17 protein-coding genes are annotated in these 17,033 nt (G+C 64.8%); 7 read left to right on the top strand and 10 right to left on the bottom strand.

Annotated elements, in window-relative coordinates; all coding sequences use genetic code 11:
* The first annotated feature begins 22 nt into the window (after positions 1-22).
* The 4 genes from AC1ROT_RS04880 to AC1ROT_RS04895 all read left to right on the top strand — a co-directional run bounded on the left by AC1ROT_RS04880 (position 23) and on the right by AC1ROT_RS04895 (position 3,320).
* Positions 23-940: an MBL fold metallo-hydrolase gene (locus tag AC1ROT_RS04880; RefSeq protein WP_492997494.1), complete on the top strand. Its 918-nt coding sequence runs from the start codon at positions 23-25 to the stop codon at positions 938-940.
* Positions 941-1,051: 111 nt separating this feature from the next.
* Positions 1,052-1,675 carry a class I SAM-dependent methyltransferase gene (locus AC1ROT_RS04885; RefSeq protein WP_492997496.1) on the top strand — a complete coding sequence of 208 codons (624 nt, stop codon included), beginning with the start codon at positions 1,052-1,054 and terminating at the stop codon, positions 1,673-1,675.
* A 116-nt stretch (positions 1,676-1,791) separates the two neighbouring features.
* Positions 1,792-2,775, top strand: a complete 984-nt coding sequence (locus AC1ROT_RS04890) for a hypothetical protein (protein ID WP_492997498.1) — start codon at positions 1,792-1,794, stop codon at positions 2,773-2,775.
* Complete coding sequence (locus tag AC1ROT_RS04895; protein WP_492969756.1) at positions 2,772-3,320, top strand: hypothetical protein; 549 nt, start codon at positions 2,772-2,774, stop codon at positions 3,318-3,320. Before AC1ROT_RS04890 ends, AC1ROT_RS04895 begins: the two co-directional genes overlap by 4 nt.
* 89 nt (positions 3,321-3,409) lie before the next feature.
* On the opposite strand, the gene AC1ROT_RS04900 is transcribed toward AC1ROT_RS04895, so the two are convergent.
* The 4 genes from AC1ROT_RS04900 to AC1ROT_RS04915 all read right to left on the bottom strand — a co-directional run bounded on the left by AC1ROT_RS04900 (position 3,410) and on the right by AC1ROT_RS04915 (position 7,580).
* Positions 3,410-3,997 (bottom strand): peroxidase-related enzyme, encoded by a 588-nt coding sequence (locus AC1ROT_RS04900; RefSeq protein WP_492997499.1) that lies wholly within the window; start codon positions 3,995-3,997, stop codon positions 3,410-3,412.
* A gap of 80 nt (positions 3,998-4,077) precedes the next feature.
* On the bottom strand, positions 4,078-4,605 hold the full coding sequence (locus AC1ROT_RS04905) for a DUF3455 domain-containing protein (RefSeq protein ID WP_492969754.1): 528 nt from the start codon (positions 4,603-4,605) through the stop codon (positions 4,078-4,080).
* A 446-nt stretch (positions 4,606-5,051) separates the two neighbouring features.
* Positions 5,052-6,701: a 3-(methylthio)propionyl-CoA ligase gene (locus AC1ROT_RS04910; RefSeq protein ID WP_492969753.1), complete on the bottom strand. Its 1,650-nt coding sequence runs from the start codon at positions 6,699-6,701 to the stop codon at positions 5,052-5,054.
* Between the two features lie 93 nt (positions 6,702-6,794).
* Positions 6,795-7,580, bottom strand: a complete 786-nt coding sequence (locus tag AC1ROT_RS04915; protein ID WP_492997500.1) for an enoyl-CoA hydratase/isomerase family protein — start codon at positions 7,578-7,580, stop codon at positions 6,795-6,797.
* 244 nt (positions 7,581-7,824) lie between these two features.
* Here AC1ROT_RS04915 and AC1ROT_RS04920 point away from each other — a divergent pair, with 244 nt between their 5' ends.
* On the top strand, positions 7,825-8,589 hold the full coding sequence (locus AC1ROT_RS04920; RefSeq protein WP_492997503.1) for a TorF family putative porin: 765 nt from the start codon (positions 7,825-7,827) through the stop codon (positions 8,587-8,589).
* A 71-nt stretch (positions 8,590-8,660) separates the two neighbouring features.
* On the opposite strand, the gene AC1ROT_RS04925 is transcribed toward AC1ROT_RS04920, so the two are convergent.
* Complete coding sequence (locus AC1ROT_RS04925) at positions 8,661-9,266, bottom strand: thiamine phosphate synthase (protein ID WP_492997504.1); 606 nt, start codon at positions 9,264-9,266, stop codon at positions 8,661-8,663.
* A 14-nt stretch (positions 9,267-9,280) separates the two neighbouring features.
* Here AC1ROT_RS04925 and AC1ROT_RS04930 point away from each other — a divergent pair, with 14 nt between their 5' ends.
* Positions 9,281-9,982, top strand: a complete 702-nt coding sequence (locus AC1ROT_RS04930) for a YggS family pyridoxal phosphate-dependent enzyme (protein ID WP_492997505.1) — start codon at positions 9,281-9,283, stop codon at positions 9,980-9,982.
* 6 nt (positions 9,983-9,988) lie between these two features.
* Here AC1ROT_RS04930 and AC1ROT_RS04935 read toward each other — a convergent pair whose 3' ends face one another.
* From AC1ROT_RS04935 to AC1ROT_RS04945, 3 genes are all read right to left on the bottom strand, one after another.
* Positions 9,989-10,258, bottom strand: coding sequence for a hypothetical protein (locus AC1ROT_RS04935; protein WP_492997506.1), 270 nt, complete (start codon positions 10,256-10,258; stop codon positions 9,989-9,991).
* 89 nt (positions 10,259-10,347) lie between these two features.
* Positions 10,348-11,922 (bottom strand): phosphoglycerate dehydrogenase, encoded by a 1,575-nt coding sequence (gene serA, locus AC1ROT_RS04940; protein ID WP_492997507.1) that lies wholly within the window; start codon positions 11,920-11,922, stop codon positions 10,348-10,350.
* 73 nt (positions 11,923-11,995) lie between these two features.
* Positions 11,996-13,168, bottom strand: coding sequence for a phosphoserine transaminase (locus AC1ROT_RS04945; RefSeq protein WP_492997508.1), 1,173 nt, complete (start codon positions 13,166-13,168; stop codon positions 11,996-11,998).
* A gap of 188 nt (positions 13,169-13,356) precedes the next feature.
* Between AC1ROT_RS04945 and AC1ROT_RS04950 the strand changes: the two genes are divergently transcribed.
* Positions 13,357-15,315 (top strand): LTA synthase family protein, encoded by a 1,959-nt coding sequence (locus AC1ROT_RS04950; protein WP_492997510.1) that lies wholly within the window; start codon positions 13,357-13,359, stop codon positions 15,313-15,315.
* A 19-nt stretch (positions 15,316-15,334) separates the two neighbouring features.
* Here the strand turns inward: AC1ROT_RS04950 and AC1ROT_RS04955 are convergent, their stop codons facing one another.
* Both AC1ROT_RS04955 and AC1ROT_RS04960 read right to left on the bottom strand, forming a co-directional pair.
* Positions 15,335-15,871: a hypothetical protein gene (locus tag AC1ROT_RS04955; protein WP_492997512.1), complete on the bottom strand. Its 537-nt coding sequence runs from the start codon at positions 15,869-15,871 to the stop codon at positions 15,335-15,337.
* Between the two features lie 144 nt (positions 15,872-16,015).
* On the bottom strand, positions 16,016-17,023 hold the full coding sequence (locus AC1ROT_RS04960; RefSeq protein ID WP_492997513.1) for a Bug family tripartite tricarboxylate transporter substrate binding protein: 1,008 nt from the start codon (positions 17,021-17,023) through the stop codon (positions 16,016-16,018).
* Positions 17,024-17,033: the final 10 nt, after the last annotated feature.

Raw genomic sequence — 17,033 nt, forward strand, 5'->3', positions numbered from 1 at the left:
AATTGCCCAGGAAAAAACCAGCATGTCGATCCCGTTCATCAAAGACCTCGCCTTTGCCTACGGAACGGTCAGCGGCCTGAGCCCTTTGGTGCGCCGCGTCATTGCGCCGAATCCCTCGCCGTTCACCTTCCATGGCACCGGCACCTATATCATCGGCAAGGGCCGGGTGGCCGTGGTCGATCCCGGCCCCGACGAGGCGGATCATATCGACGCCATCCTCTCGGCCCTGCCCGATGAGACCGTCAGTCACATCCTGATCACTCATACCCATCGCGACCATTCGCCGGGCGCGACCCTGCTGAAAGCGAAAACCGGCGCGGAAACCTATGCCTTCGGCCCGCATCCGCAGCCCCCGGGCGGCGTGATGGTGGAGGAAGGCGGCGACCACGACTTTCAGCCCGATCACCTGCTGAAGGATGGCGCCGAGATCAAAGGCGCGGGCTGGACCGTGAGCGCACTGCACACGCCGGGCCATATCTCCAATCATCTGTGTTTCGCGCTGCATGAGGAAAAGGCGCTGTTCAGCGGCGACCATGTGATGGGCTGGTCCACCACGGTGATCTCGCCGCCCGATGGCAGCATGACCGATTACTATGCGAGCTTGCGCAAGTTGCTGTTCCGCGACGACGCGCGCTACTACCCCACCCACGGCGCGCCGATCGACGCGATGGCCACCGGCCACAGTCCGCAGCATTTCGTCACCGAGCTGATCAGGCACCGCGAGGCGCGCGAGGCACAGATTATCGAGTGCCTGACCCAAGCTGGCCCGCAGCAGATTCCGCAGATGGTGAAGAGCATGTATGCGGATGTGCCGTCTTATCTGCATCCGGCGGCGGCGCGCTCGGTGCTGGCCCATCTGATCCATATGGTCGGCGATGGCCGTGTGACGGTGGACGGCGACGGCGCGGCGGATGAGGCGGCGGTGTATCGCAAGACCTGAATCCCGCATGCCGGGCTGCTATGCAACCGGCATCGTCACGCAGTCTTCATATAACCCGCTTGCAGCCCGCGCACATGCACCCTATCTGGGCTGCACGGCATGGAGGGTGGAATGGACACGGGTGCACGGAGCAGCCACTGGAACACCGTCTACACAACGAAGGCTGCAGATTCCGTCAGCTGGTACCAGTCCGTCCCGCAGGTCTCGCTTGACCTGATCGGCCGCGCCGGCGTCGCATCGGATACCGCCATCATTGATATCGGCGCCGGCGCCTCGGCCCTGCCCGATCACCTGCTCGCGGCCGGCCATCGCGATGTCAGCGTGCTGGATGTAGCGGAAGCCGCGCTGAGCAAAACCCGCGCACGGCTGCACCCGGACCAGGCCGCCCGCGTGCACTGGATTGTTGCCGACATCGCAACGTGGCAGCCCTCGCGCATCTATGATCTGTGGCATGACCGGGCGGTGTTTCATTTCCTCACCGATCCGGCCGCCCGCGACGGTTATCTCGCGGCCCTGCGCCGGGGCACACGGCGCGGCAGTCAGGTGGTGATCGGAACCTTTGCCAGTGACGGCCCACAGCGCTGCAGCGGGCTGCCGGTGCAGCGCTATGCCACCTGCGAAGTCGCAGCCTTGCTCGAGCCGGACTTCGAGCTGGCCGAGGCCTTGTTACATGACCACGCCACACCGGGTGGCAGCATCCAGAAATTCCAGTTCGGCCGCTTCCGCCGGCTCTGAGCGCAGAAGACCGCGGGCTATGATGCCTGGGCGTTTTGACGCAGGGGGCATCCACCCGGCCAGAGGCCTCGTAAGACAGGACGGTATCCCTTTGGCGTCCTTGTTCCATGAGTTGCATGACGGCCCATCCGCGCCCCGCGCGCTTCACCTTCCAGCATCCCGACCTGCGCCGGCCGGGGGCGGCATTCCTGCGCGATGACGGCCGCCAGACTATCCTGACCATGCAGTTCGGCGAGCTGCGCGGCAGCCTGCCGCTCGACCGCGTGGCCGGCAGCCTGCAATTGTCGCCCGACGATTCCGACCGCGCGCTGATCGCGCTGGTGCCCGAGGCCTTGCTGTATATGCGGCAGGTGCGCGCCGACGATCCGGTGCCCAGCGAACTGGTCGACGGCCAGCCATCCTGGATTCCGCGTCCGCATGTCATGCAGCGCGCCATCGCCACCGTCCGTCAGGCGCTGCAGCAGCCGCTGGCGCTACCGCAGGATGGCGACAATCCGGCCCGGGATGGCGTTCTTGTGGCAGGACCGACCGGCACCGAGATGCGCCAGATCGCCAGCGCCCTGCTTGACCGCCTGCCCGGCACCACCACCGAAGAACTGGAAGCGCGCTTGCAGAATGCGATCCTGGAGGTGGCGCGCGTCGATTGGCTGCGGCGCGCCACCGGCACCCTGCAGCGCACGGTGGGCGAACTGGCGCAGTTTGCCGCCCGCCGCACCACCGATCCGGCCGGCGACATGGCGCGGCGCAGTGCACTGCTGCTGCGCGACGTGGCGATCTGGAGCACCGAGAAAGCCATGGCCGCCGATACAGCCGTGGGCGACATCATGGCCCTGCTGACCGAGCCCGATCGGCTCTGCGACCGCGCCTGGCCGCTGGTCCGCGCCCTGCGCGCCCTGATCCTGGATGTCGAACCGGTGATGCTGCACTGGTCCCAGGCCACAGCGCAGAGCGATGGCCCGCGTCCGCGCGATCTCGAACAGATTCTGCGACTGATCAGCCAGCGCTATGGCAGTTTCGATCCCGCCATGTTTATGCGGCCGGCGACGCCCATCCAGACCCCATGCTATCCTGTGCCTCCAACCGGCGGACCCACCCCATGAGCGACAACACCGACACCCGCGCCGCCGACACCCGCGACACCGCCAATCCTGCACTCGACAGCCTGCAGCTCGAAGGCTATGAGGAACTCGCCTTCGCCGAGATCGCGCACTATCCGATGCTGGCGGCCTGTCATGCCGCCTGGCTTGCCGCGCATAAGGGAAGCACCCTGCCCGCCGTCATCGATACCGCGGCCCTGCCGGCCGCCGTGCTGCCCTATACCATGCTGCTCGACTATCTGCCGGCACAGCGCGACGTGCGCGTCCGGCTGGCCGGCAATTACGTGGGCGAGCGCACCACCGGCGATGATGGCGGTCGCCGGCTGGGCAATTTCTTTGCCGCCCGGGATGCCGCCATCGTCTATGCCAGCATGGAGCAGGTGGCGCAGGCGCGGCAGCCGAGCCTGGCGCGGCGCAGCTATGTGACGTTGGACGGAAAGCAGTTCGGTTATGTGCGGCTGATCATGCCTCTGTCCGTCGACGGCCTGACGGTGACCGGCTTCTTCAAGACCATCGAGCCCGACACCCTGAAGACCGACGCCGGCTGATCCGGCGGCACGGAGAGTGCGCGCGACTGCGGCGTTAATCCCTCCGTCATGCCATGTCGAAGCCGTGGCATGACATGGCGACGTGCCGGTCAGGCCACCGCCTTGCCCACCGTCATCGCCGTACGAAAATCCTCGTCCGCGTCGATGAAAGCCGCTTCCGGCCCCGCCCCGATGGCGTCGAAATAGCGGGCGATGAAACAGCGAAAGGCGGCGCAGAGCGCAATGTCGCCGATCTCCACATCGGTGAAGCCCGCCGCGCGCAGCCGCTGGATATCGGCCTCGGTCACCTGCGAGGCATCGCGCGCCACCTGCTGCGCATAGCTGAGCATCGCGACATCCTTTTCGGGCAGGCCGGCATTGCGGAAATCGCGCTGCACCGCCAGCACGGCCGCCTTCGAGCCCAGATCGGCGATCAGTTGCTTGCCATAGACATGGGAACAATAGCTGGAGCGGACTTCTTTCGCGGCGATCAGCGTGATCAGCTTCCAGCCGCGTTGCCCGAGCGAAAAGCCGCCCCGCATCGTATCGACGAAAGCGGTATAGGCCGGCAGCAGATCAGCCCGGGTGGTCAGACAGCGCATCGCCGCCATGACAAAGCCGAGCTGCGCCTTCTGGGCCTGGTAGATCTCGGCCACCCGTCCGGTGGCGGCGTCATCCGCTATGGTCTGCAGGTACATCTCTTTTCCTCCTGGTGATGACGGACCGGTCCGGATGCCCGTTTGAATCGCGCGGGCATCCAGACCGGATAACGCCTGGCTCAGCGCTGGCTGAGCAGGTAATAGTCCGCCGTGTAGGGCACGCGCGCCACCGCGCCGGCACTGCCCGCTGTGCAGCCGCCGGCCGGCGCGATGCCACCCACGGTATTCACGCGCTGCACGCTGGTGATCGCACTGAAGGCGCCGGCTTTGGCGCCGGCTTGGGTGGCGGTGAGCAGCAGCCAGGGAATGTCTTTCGGTTGCGGCGCATCGGCGCGCGCCTTCACGCTGCCGGTGATCTTGCTGCCATCAGCCGCTTCCCAGCTCGGGCCGCCGTAATGCTTGCCGATCTTGGCGCCGCGCGTGTCGAACAGCTCGGCCTCGGGGCCGGTGAAGGCCCAGTCATAGGCGCCGGGGCCGACCTGGTTGGCTTTGGCGCGGCATTCGTAGATCTGCACGCCCTTGGCCGGCACGATCATCGCCAACTGCTCGCCGGCGGCCGGCTTCAGCGGATCGGGCACGGCAACGGCCTGCGGTTCGCCGGCGCAGGCGGCCAGCAGGATCGGGAAAACCAGAACGGACTTACGCATGCTCATCACTCCCATGATGTGTGTGTTTTGACGGGGGTGAGACCTGCGGCACCGGGCGGCCTGTCTGCTAGTCCGGTTTTCGAACCTGCGGGGTCTGGCTTGACGGAAAGCTGGAGTTATGTTCTATTAATGTTCTTGTTTTTGAAAGTCCTGAATACTTTTGTATGCATCTTGCCGGTGGCGAGAGCCTTTTCGCCGCCTGCATGACGGCGTAGGCCATGCGGAATGAACCGTCGGGAACGATCCGGAAGCATGGGGAACGCTCCGGAAGCAACCGGAATGATCGGGAAGCGTCCGGAAGCAATAGGACACAATGGGAAGCAGCAGGAGCGGATGGGAGCAGCCCGGAAAATGCGGATGGCCGGGCCCGGAAACAGTCCGGACCCGGCCATCGTCATAACAGCGTATGAACCGGCACTGACGCGCCGGGCATTCTTTTTCGGCGCTTACGCGCCGGGGGTCGGCAGCTTGTGGCCCTTGAACTGCTCGCGCAGCTTGGTCTTCAGCAGCTTGCCGGTGGCGGTATGCGGCAGCTCGGTCACGAAGACCACATCGTCGGGCAGCCACCATTTGGCCACCTTGTCCTCGAGATAGGTCAACAGCTCGTCGCGGCCGACCTCCTGGCCCTGCTTCTTGATCACCAGCAGCAGCGGACGCTCCTGCCACTTCTCGTGATGGACGCCGATCACGGCGGCCTCCTGCACGGCCGGATGGCCGACGGCGGCATTCTCCAGGTCGATCGAGGAGATCCATTCGCCGCCCGACTTGATCACGTCCTTCGAACGATCCGTGATCTGCATGTAGCCGTCGGCATCCAGCGTCGCCACGTCGCCGGTGGTGAACCAGCCATCCTTGTCCAGCACGCTGCCGCCATCGCCCTTGAAATAGCCCTTGGTGATCCAGGGCCCGCGCACCTTCACATCGCCAAAGGCCTTGCCGTCGCGCGGCAGCTCGTTGCCGTCGTCGTCGGTGATCTTGATCTCGACGCCGTAGACCGTGCGGCCCTGCTTGGACTGCACATCCAGGCGCTTTTCCAGCGGCAGATCGGCATGCTTCTTCAGCAGGTTGCCGGTGGTGCCCAGCGGCGACATCTCGGTCATGCCCCAGGCATGGATGACGAAGCAATTGAGCTGCTTGGCGAAGCGCTCGATCATGGCGCGCGGCGCGGCACTGCCGCCGATCACGCAGCGCTCGATCAGGATATCCTTCTTTAGATCGAGGCCCGGGTTGGCGTCGATATACTGGAAGAAGGCGAGCCAGACCGTGGGCACGCCGAGCGAGAAGTTACATTTCTCGTCGCGCAGCAGCTCGTAGACGCTCTTGCCGTCCAGCGCCGGGCCGGGGAAGACCAGCTTGGCGCCGCACATGGCCGCGCCATAGGGCACGCCCCAGGCATTGGCGTGGAACAGCGGCACGATCACCAGGGCGCTGTCGCCCGAGCCGAGATTGAGGCCGTCGCGCTGGCAGACCGCATAGGAGTGCAGCACGCTGGAGCGATGCGAGAACAGCACGCCCTTGGGGTTGCCCGTGGTGCCGGAGGTATAGCAGAGCGACGACGCCGTGCGTTCGTCGAATTCCGGCCAGGCGAAGTCGTCGCTCTCTTTGCCGATCAGGTCCTCGTAGCACAGCAGATTCGGGATCTTGCTGTCCTTTGGCATATGGGCCGCATCGGTCAGCACCACGAAGGCCTTCACGGTCTTCAGGCTGCCGGCCAGCTTCTCGATGATCGGCAGGAAGGTCAGGTCGACGAAGAGGTAGCTGTCCTCGGCATGGTTGACGATGTAGTCGATCTGCTCGGGGAACAGGCGCGGGTTCACGGTGTGCAGCACCGCCCCCATCCCCGAGACGCCGTAATAGAGTTCGAAATGCCGGTAAGTGTTCCAGGCGAGCGTGCCGACGCGATCGCCCAGCTTCACGCCCAGCCGGGTCAGCGCATTGGCCAGCTTCTTCGAGCGGCTGCGCAGGTCCTTGTAGGTATAGCGGTGGATCGGACCTTCGACCGTGCGGGTCACGATCTCGGTGTTGCTGTGATAGAGCGCGGCATACTCGATCAGCTGCGAGATCAGCAGCGGACGGTCCTGAATCAGGCCCAGCATGGGCTTCCTCCTGTGTAACCCTTTTGTTTTAGTGGGGTCAGTCTAGGACGCAGCCTCATACACCTGCAAGCAGGCGACCGGATTTACCCAGCGTCAGCTGCCTGTGAACACCGGCTTGCGCTTGGCCAGGAAGGCGTCGCGGCCTTCGGCGAAATCGGCCGAGTTGAACAGCAGCGCCTGGCCGTCGGCCTCCTGCGCCAGCACCGCCTCAAGGGATTGGGGTCCGCGCGCCAGGGCGGCCTTGGTGAAGCCGATCGGCAGCGGCGCCATGGCCGCGAACCTGGCCGCCAGCTTGAGCGCTTCGTCCAGCGCCGCGCCGGGCGCAGTCCCCTGGTCGGCCAGGCCGATCTGCACGGCGGTGGCGCCGTCGATCTCCTCAGCCAGCATCAGCAGGCGTTTCACCCAGCCGGCATTGACCCGCTGCGGCACCGTCCACAGCGCCGCCATGTCGGGCATCAGGCCGACCTTGGAAAACGAGCAGCAGAATTTGGCGTCGCTGGCCACCACCACCTGGTCGCAGAGCAGCGCCAGTGACATGCCGGCGCCATAGGCGAAACCTTCCACGGCCGCAATCACCGGTTTCGGCCCGGCCGCGATCAGGCGCACCAGGCGATGCAGGTTGGCCAGCCGCTGGCGGCCGCCGACACCGGCGACATTCTGCATGGAGGAGATATCGCCGCCGGCGCAGAAGGCGCCGCCCGATCCGGTCAGCACCAGCACGCGCACCGCCAGGTCGTCCATGGCGGCCGCCACGGCGTCATGCAGCGCGGCGCGCAGGTCCAGCGACAGGGCGTTGCGCTTGGCCGGGTAATTCAGCCGGATCACCCGGATACCGGCGGTCGGGGTTTCAGCCAGGACCAGGGGCTGGGACTCAACCATGATTCGCTACTCCTCGGGAATCGGGGGCGATTTTCCCCGTAAACTTGTATGCACGACAGCCGCCGGGTAATTTTATTACATTCATCTCTGCACAGAATTTATTCACAGTGACTGTTTATCGACACGAGTGTAACCGTAAGGCCACACTTTCTGGTGTCGGTGGTCATAATACCGGAGAAACGTTTGAGAGACAGGAACTTGTCTGGTTATCTCACCCTCGAATTTTCTCTCGGAGGTTTGCCCTATGATCAAGTTTGCTTTCCGCGCCGCCCTGGTTGGCCTGGGCCTCGTGGCTGCTGTTCCGGCGATGGCGGATGACCGTCTCAGCCTGACCCTGACCCCGGCCGTGGCCTCGGAATACTATTTCCGCGGCATCAGCCAGACGGACGGCCACCCGGCCTACCAGCTGACCGGCGAAGGTCTGTTCAAGATCAACGACACCTTCTCGGGCTACCTCGGCTTCTTCGGCAGCAATGTCGACTTCAACAACCAGGTCAGCGCTGAAATCGACGTCATGGGCGGCTTCCGCGCCACCTTCGACAAGCTGAGCCTGGATGCGGGCCTGATCCGCTACACCTACCTCGACCAGCCGCAGGGTGTTGCCAACACCTACGACTTCACCGAGGGCAAGCTGACCGCGGCTTATGACTTCGGCTTCGCCATTCCGAGCGTCGGCGGCTACTACAGCCCGAACTTCCAGCTCGACTCGGGCAAGGCCTACTACCTGACCGCCGGCCTGACCGTGCCGGTTCCGGTGACCGACATGGAACCGAAGATCATTGCCAATATCGGCCGTCAGCATATCGACCGCCCGCAGAACTTCTTCGGCGTCACCACCACCGACAAGAGCTATGTTGACTGGAATGTCGGCGTGTTCGCCACCGTCTACTGGGGCATCACCGTCGGCCTGCAGTATGTCGACACCAACATCGAGAAGCGCGTCTGCGGCACCAGCGCCAATTGCGGCCCGGCCGGCGTCCTCTCGATCAGCCGCGCCTTCACCTTCTAATCAGTCTCCCGTCTCCGGACGGCCTGAACAGCCGCTGCCATCGCAAGATGGCGGCGGTTTTGTTTTGAGGGCTACACCAAACTTCCAATAGCAGCGAAGCCCTGCACCGGCAGGCCCCTCAGGCGCCGGAGTCTGGCTTCCGACATTCCGCCCAGCGCATAGACCGCGAGGCCACGCCGCCGGGCCGCCATCGCCAGGGCCGCAAAGCGCACGGGTCCCAGACCCGTCGCACCCGGATGGCTCGCCGTCATGAACACCGGCGAGACCAGCACCGCATCCGCCCCGGCCCGCGTCGCCCGCGCCACCGCACCGGCATCATGCGCCGCCGCCGTCAGCAGGCCCGGCCAGTCCTGCCGCCGCACAAGGCCCTGCGGCAGATGCAGCCCGTCGGCATCGAGCTGCCGCGCCAGCCGCGCATCGCCGGCCACCAGCAGCACCAGACCCAGCCGGCGGCACAGCACAGCCACCTGCAGCCCCAGTGCGCGGCGCCGCGCCGGCACCAGCTCGTAATGGCGGAACAGCACGCCATCGCCGGGCTGCAATCCGGCAACGGCCGGCAGCGGGTTGCTCAGCCGCGTTGCATCGGTGACAAGCAGGCGTACCGGCAGACCGCAGGGCTTTCGCCCGCGCCTGCGGATTGGTAGCGTGCCGCCGGTTCCTGTTTTTGTTCCTCGCATCAGTGCAGCCTGCCATGACCCAGCCTTCGCCGGAAGCATCCGACAGCCTCGCAAGCCGCCTCGCCGGCGTGCAGGCGCGTATTGCCGAAGCGGCGGCGGAAGCCGGTCGCAAGGCCGACGCCGTCACGCTGATTGCGGTGGCAAAAACCTTTCCAGCCGAAGCGGTGGCCGAAGCGCTTGCTGCCGGCCAGCTTCATTTCGGCGAAAACCGTGTGCAAGAAGGCATGGCGAAGTATCCGGCCTTGCGCGAGATGCATCCGGATCTGGTGCTGCACCTGATCGGACCGCTGCAGACCAACAAGGTGAAGCAGGCGGTGGCGCATTTCGACGTGATCCACACGCTGGACCGTCAGAGCCTGGCCGAGGAACTGGCGAAGGAATTTGCCAAGGGCGGCCGTCGCCTGCCCTGCTTCGTGCAGGTCAATACCGGCGAAGAACCACAGAAGGCCGGCTGCGCACCGAAAGAGGCGGATGCCTTCATCGCCGCCTGTCGGGCGCTCGATCTGCCGGTCGTCGGCCTGATGTGCATCCCACCGGCCGAGGAAGAGCCGTCGCCGCATTTCGCGCTGCTACACAAGATCGCGAAGCGCAACGGACTCGATCAGCTCAGCATGGGCATGAGCAGCGATTTCGAAACGGCGGCAATGCTGGGCGCGACTCATCTGCGCGTCGGCAGCGCCATCTTCGGCGGGCGGACATATCCGCCCGCGGCCTAAACGGGATCAGTTCTTCTTCGTCGTGCCGCCAGACGCCAGCGTGACGCTGTCGCCGGTGATGACAAACGTCACCGAGCCATCGCTGGTCTTGTAGGTCCACTGCTCCAGCGGCCCGAGCTTCTGCAGCTCGGACGGCTTGCCCAGCACCTTCTCCAGCTCCGCCTTGGTCTTCACCGGCTCGGCTTTCTTCAGGGCTTCTTCGGTGCTCGGCGGGCCGCAGGCGATCAGGGCCAGCGGCAGGGCAAGCGTGAATGCAAGGCGGGCCAGGCGAGCCATGATGGTACTCCATGAATAAAAAGGGCCGGGTCAGTTAAGCGGCCAACCCGGCCCACGTAAAGCTTGAATGAGCTGTCTTAACGCTTGACTCAGAACTGCAGCGGGGTCGCCTGGCGCACGCCGGGGATCGCCTTCACCTTGTCGGCAACCGCCTGCGGGATCGGGCCATCGACTTCCACGAGGCAGATCGCTTCCTGGCCACGCTCGGCGCGGCCGAGATGGAAGGTGGCAATGTTGATACCCGCATCGCCCAGCACGGTGCCGAGACGACCGATGAAACCCGGCTTATCCTCGTTGGTGATATAGAGCATGTTCGGGCCAAGCTCGGCATCGATATCGATACCCTTGATCTCGACCACGCGCGGGTTCTTGTTGGCGAACAGCGTGCCCGAGAGATGACGCACCTTGTCGGCATGGATGGTGACACGCATCAGGGTCTGGTAATCGCCCTCGCGGTCATGCTTGACCTCGGAGACCTCGATATTGCGCTCCTTGGCCACCAGCGGCGCGTTGACCATGTTGACGCTGCTGAGCTGACGGCGCAGCAGGCCTTCCAGCACGATGGCGGTGAGCGGACGGGTGTTCAGCGTCGCCGCATGGCCTTCGTATTCGATCATCACCTTGGTCAGGTTGGCTTCGGCCAGCTGGCCGACGAAGCTGCCGAGCTGTTCGGCCAGCTTCATATAGGGGCGCAGCTTGGGTGCGTCCTCGGCCGAGACCGAGGGCATGTTCAGCGCATTGGTGACGGCACCCGAGATCAGGTAGTCGGAGATCTGCTCGGCCACCTGCAGCGCGACATTCTCCTGGGCTTCGTTGGTCGACGCACCCAGATGCGGGGTGGCGACGAAACGCTCATGCCCGAACAGCACGTTTTCCTTGGCCGGTTCGGTGACGAACACATCGAAGGCGGCACCGGCCACCTGGCCGCTGTCCAGCGCTTCCTTCAGGGCCGCCTCGTCGACCAGGCCGCCGCGGGCGCAGTTGACGATGCGCAGGCCCTTCTTGGCCTTGGCCAGCGCCTTGGCGTCGAGGATATTGCGGGTCTGGTCGGTCAGCGGCGTATGCAGGCTGATGAAATCGGCCCGCGCCAGCAGCTCGTCCAGTTCCACCTTCTCGATGCCCAGCGAGGTGGCGCGCTCCGGCGTCAGGAAGGGGTCATAGCCGATGACGCGCATCTTCAGGCCCTGGGCGCGATCGGCCACGATGGAGCCGATATTGCCGCAGCCGATCAGGCCGAGCGTCTTGCCGTAGAGCTCGACGCCCATGAAGCGGTTCTTTTCCCACTTGCCGGCCTGGGTGGAGCGGTCGGCCAGCGGGATCTCGCGGGCCAGCGCCATCATCATGGCAATGGCATGTTCGGCGGTGGTGATCGAATTGCCGAACGGGGTGTTCATCACGCAGACACCGCGGGCGGTGGCGGCCGGAATGTCGACATTGTCGACGCCAATACCGGCGCGGCCGACGACCTTCAGTTTCGTGGCGGCTTCCAGCACTTTGGCGGTGACCTTGGTCGCCGAGCGGATCGCCAGGCCGTCATAGTCGCCGATAATGGCGAGCAGCTCTTCCGGCTTCAGGCCGGTCTTGATGTCGACATCGACGCCGCGCGACTTGAAGATGTCGACGGCGGCGGGGCTCAGTTCGTCGGAAATCAGAACCTTGACCATGGGATAGTCCTCAGGATTGTCGGAATGGGGAAAGAAAAACGGGCGCAGCCTGTGACTGCGCCCGTGGATCGGATCAGGCGGCTGCGGCCGGCTTGTAGGTGGCCTTCACTTCCGCGAAAGCCCAGTCCAGCCAGGGACAGAGCGCAGCCACATCGGCGGTCTCCACCGTGGCGCCGCCCCAGATGCGCAGGCCCGGCGGCGCGTCGCGATAGGCCGCGATGTCGAGGGCAACGCCCTCCTTCTCCAGCACGGCGGCGATCTGCTTGGCAGCGGCTTCCTGGTCCTTCTCGCCGAGGGCGGTGAACCAGGGATCGACCACCTTGAGGCAGATCGAGGTATTGGAGCGCACGGCCGGATCGCCGGCCAGGAAATCGACCCAGGGGGTCTTGGCCTTCCAGTCGGCAATGGTCTTCAGATTGGCTTCCGAACGGCCGATCATGCCCTTGAGACCGCCGACGCTCTCGCCCCATTTCAGGGCATCGAGAATGTCTTCGACGCAGAGCATGGAGGGCGTGTTGATGGTTTCGCCCTTGAAGATGCCGTCGATCAGCTTGCCGTCCTTGGCCATGCGGAAAATCTTCGGCAGCGGCCAGGCCGGCGTGTAGGTCTCCAGCCGCTTCACGGCCTTCGGGCTCAGCACGATCATGCCATGGGCGGCTTCGCCGCCGGTGGCCTTCTGCCAGGACCAGGTGGTGACATCCAGCTTCGACCAGGGCAGGTCCATGGCGAAGACAGCCGAGGTGGCGTCGCAGATGGCGAGGCCCTGACGGTCATCGGCGATCCAGTCGCCGTTCGGGACCTTCACACCGGAGGTGGTGCCGTTCCAGGTGAAAACAACGTCACGGCTCCAGTCGACCTGCTTCAGATCGGGAAGCGCGCCGTAGCCAGCCTTGAGCGTGCGGACATCCTTGAGCTTGAGCTCCTTGGCGATATCCGAGCCCCAGCCGGCCCCGAAGCTTTCCCAGGCCAGCACATCGACGCCGCGTTCGCCCAGCAGCGACCACAGCGCCATTTCGACGGCGCCGGTATCGGACGCGGGCACGATGCCGATCTTGTAATCGGCCGGAATGCCAAGGATTTTGCGATGCAGCTCAATGGCTTCGACCAGACGCGCCTTACCCTCTTTCGAGCGGTGCGAACGGCCGACCAGAGCATTTTTGAGGACTTCGGGGGTCCAGCCGGGGCGCTTGGCGCAGGGGCCGGAGGAGAAATGCGCGGATTTGGGGCGCAGGGCAGGCTTGGTCATCTGTCTATCCTTCCAGATAGTAAGCGCCCCGTTGGGGGGGCGTGTCCCACGGCCCTTCTAGCCAAAGTCGGCTATCGGCGCAATGGCCATAACCGTCACAGTTAACCCGATTTAATGCTTTTGAGGGATGCAAGCCGCTGCCAAGGCAGGCATGGTTCACCCGCCCGTCTCATCCGGTGTTTAAAAATATGCTGCCTGCCGTGCCGTATCCGCGCCAGCGCTTCTGGCTTCTTTGCCTCGCCGTCTTCATCGGTATCGCTGCCCTGGTCAGACTGGTCCTGACCATATGGGTCGCACTCGAGACGCCCGATTCCTTCGGCGCCTTTGCTGCGGCCTGGATCGTCGGCCTGGCCGACGACCTGGCCACCGCCCTGCTGCTCGGCCTGCCCTTCCTGCTGGGCCTTTACGTTTTCGCCTGGCCGCTGCGCAAACGCTGGGGCCTTGTGCCGGCGCATCTTCTTCTGCTGCTGTTGCTCGGCGTCGTGGTGTTCAGCGCCGTGTCCGAGCTGTTCTTCTGGGAAGAATACAACAGCCGCTTCAACGGCATTGCCGTCTACTACCTGATCTTCCCCAAGGAAGTGATCGGCAACATCCGCGAGTCTTTCGACCTGCGCTATTACCTGCCGCCGATCTTCGCCGTGGTGCTGATCATTTATGCCTTCCTGTGGCGCCGCATGACTGCTGCGCTGAAGGCGCCGTTCCTGCCGCGCGAACGCCGGCGCGCACTTGGCCTCGGCGCGATCTCGGCCGCACTGGCGCTTCCCTTTGTCATCTTCGGCCCCTATGAGCCGGTGGCGACGCGCACGGTCAACGAACTGGCGATCAACGGTATGCACAGCATCCTGGACGCCTATTTCACCAACGACAGCAAATACGATGGCGTCTATGCCGGCATCGCGGAAGACGAAGCCCTGCCGCTGCTGCGCGATATGGTGAAGCAGGACAACACCACCAACCTGGCCGCGCCCGGCGAGCGCAGTCTGCGCCGCCGCGTCGACAATGGCCCGCCGCCGGCGAAGAAGCTGAATGTGGTGCTGATCCTGGAGGAGTCCTACGGCTCGATCTACTTCGAGGATGTCTTCGACCCGAAGCAGAAGGACTACTGGAAGACGAAGTCACCGAACTGGCACCGCATCGCCGAAGACGGCCTGCTGTTCACCAACATCTACGCCACCGGCGACCGCACCGTGCGCGCGCTGGAGGCGGTGTTCACCTCCTTCCCGCCGATCCCGGGCATTTCGACGGCGCGCCGCGCCGGCTCGGAAGGCATGAATTCGCTGCCCTTCCTGCTGGAGAAATTCGGCTATCGCACCGCCTTCCTTTATGGCGGCCCGACCAGCTTCGACAATATGGGCTATTTCTGGAAAACCATCGGCTTCGACCAGGTGCTGGGCCAGAGCGATATCGCCGACCAGAGCTTCAAAACCATCTGGGGCGTGGCCGATGAGTACATGTTCAAGGAAGCATTGACCCGCATCGACAAGATGGCCGCCGAGCCGGGCCCCTTCTTCTTCGCGGCGCTCACCGTCACCAATCACCGCCCCTTCATGTTCCCGGAAGGCCGCGTGCCCTTCAAGCCGGCACCGAATGCGCGCGATCATGCGGCGGCCTATGCCGACTGGGCGCTGGGCCAGTTCATCGATGCGGCGCGCCAGAAGCCATGGTTCGAGGATACCGTCTTCGTCATGCTGGGCGATCACGGCCCGAAGGTCTGGGGCGCGGCGCAGATTCCGGTGCAGGCCTTCCGCGTGCCGATGGTCGTGCTGGCGCCGAAATACATCAAACCGGAACGCAATCCGGTGCTGGGCTCCAGCATGGATGTCGGCCCGACGCTGATGGGTATCCTGGGACTGAGCTACGACAGCCCGTTCTTCGGCATCGACCTGCGCCGCGCGCCGCGCGACGGCAGCGGGCGCATCGCCATGGCGCATAATTTCGATGTGGCGGTGGGCGACGGCAGCAATGCCGTGGTGCTGACGCCCAAAGGCGGCCTGGTGCCTTACAAGATGAAGACCGGGCCCTATCAGCTGGAGGGCATGGGCGAAGACACCCTGCCCGAACTGCTGCGCAAGCAGGCGATCGCGCAGACCCAGACCGCGCACCGCATGTTCTACGCCCGGCAGTATCACGAACTGTCGGCGCCCTGATGGCCCGGCCGGACCGGTGTCAGGCGGTCTTCGCTTCTTTCTCGGCCAGTTCCATCAGGGCCGGTGCGCGGTCTGACACCTCGCGCAGGATGGTTTCGGCCACCAGCAGCCGCTTGCGCGCATCGTCGTCCAGGATACCCTGGATCTGTTCGCGGTCGATGCGCTCCACCGTCTCGCGCAGTTCCCAGATGGTGGACAGGAACACCTTCTGGGTGCCGACCGGCAGCACCTCTGCATTCTCCAGCGCCGGAAAAACCCGCAGCACCACATCGATCTTCATGCGCAGCAGATCGACGATCAGCGAGCCGTGGTAGTCCTTGAGCTGCGCCAGCGCATCGGCTTCCGCATTCTCCATGCGGTCTTCGATCAGCACCAGCACGCCCTCGATCTCCATCAGCGCCGTGCGATATTCATAATAGGGTTCGTAAGAGGCCTTGCCGATGCGGGCGATCGCATCCTCGGCAATCTTGTGCGCACGCCGGGTCTGGCGCTTAAGCGCATCGAGCAGCGTTTCGATCTCTGCTTTCTTGTAGCGTTTGCCGTTGATCTTGGTCATGGATGCTGCGGCCTGCGAAGAAGACGAAGTGTAACCAATCCGGCCCCCGTCCGGCCACAGGCCGATACCGAACCGTCATAAAAAAAAACCGGCCGCCCGAGGGCGACCGGTCGTGTTGGGTCGCGGGAATCCGCGAGGATCGGATCAGTCGATGCGGGCGCCGGACGCCTTGGCCACCTCGCCCCAGCGCTTGATCTCGGCGGTGAGGAAGCTGGCGAAGGCCGCACCGGCGATATTCGGCACGGCAGAGCCGTTGTTCTTCCAGATTTCCACCAGTTCCGGCGTGGCCATCGCGGCCTGTACTTCCTTGGTCATGCGTTCGACGATCGGCGCCGGCGTACCCTTGGGGGCCCAGATGCCGTACCAGGTCGAGACCTCGTAGCCGGGCACGCCGGCTTCGGCCGCCGTCGGCACATCGGGGAAAGCCGGCGAACGCTGGGCGGCCGCCACCGCCAGCGCCTTGATGCGACCGGCCTTGATCTGGCCGGCCGACGAACCGAGACCGTCGAAGATCATCTCGATGCCCTGGCCGCCGACCAGATCCTGCATGGCCGGACCAGCGCCACGATACGGCACATGGGTGATGTCGGTCTTGGTCAGGATCTTGAACAGCTCGCCGGCCAGATGATGCGAAGTGCCATTACCGGCCGAACCGTAGGACAGCTTGCCCGGCTTGGCCTTGGCTTCGTCGACCAGCTGCTTCAGCGTGGTGGCCGAGGTGCGGCTGGTGTTGATCACCACCACCTGCGGCGGCTGTGCGATCACAGCCACCGGCACGAAATCCTTCTCGATGTCGTAGTCCAGCTTCGGATAGACCGAAGGCGCGATGGCATGATGCGCGCCGCCGACAAAGTAGGTGTAACCATCGGGCGCCGCGCGCGCCGCCACGCCGGCACCGACCGTGCCGCCGGCGCCGCCGCGGTTATCGATAATCACCTGCTTGCCGAGCTTGTTGCCCAGATGGGCGGCGAGCGGGCGGGCGAAGGCATCGGTGCCGCCGCCGGCCGGGAAGGGCACGACCAGGGTGATGGGTTTGTCGGGCCAGGCCTGGGCCTGCGCGCCATGGATGGTGAAGGTCAGGCCGGCCAGAACCGCCGTCGCCAGAACTGCCGTTGCCAGAACCGGCGTTGTATGGGCCAGAATGCGCCGCATCGTGTCTCTC

The sequence above is a fragment of the Ferrovibrio sp. GW821-FHT12E11 genome (assembly GCF_058806975.1).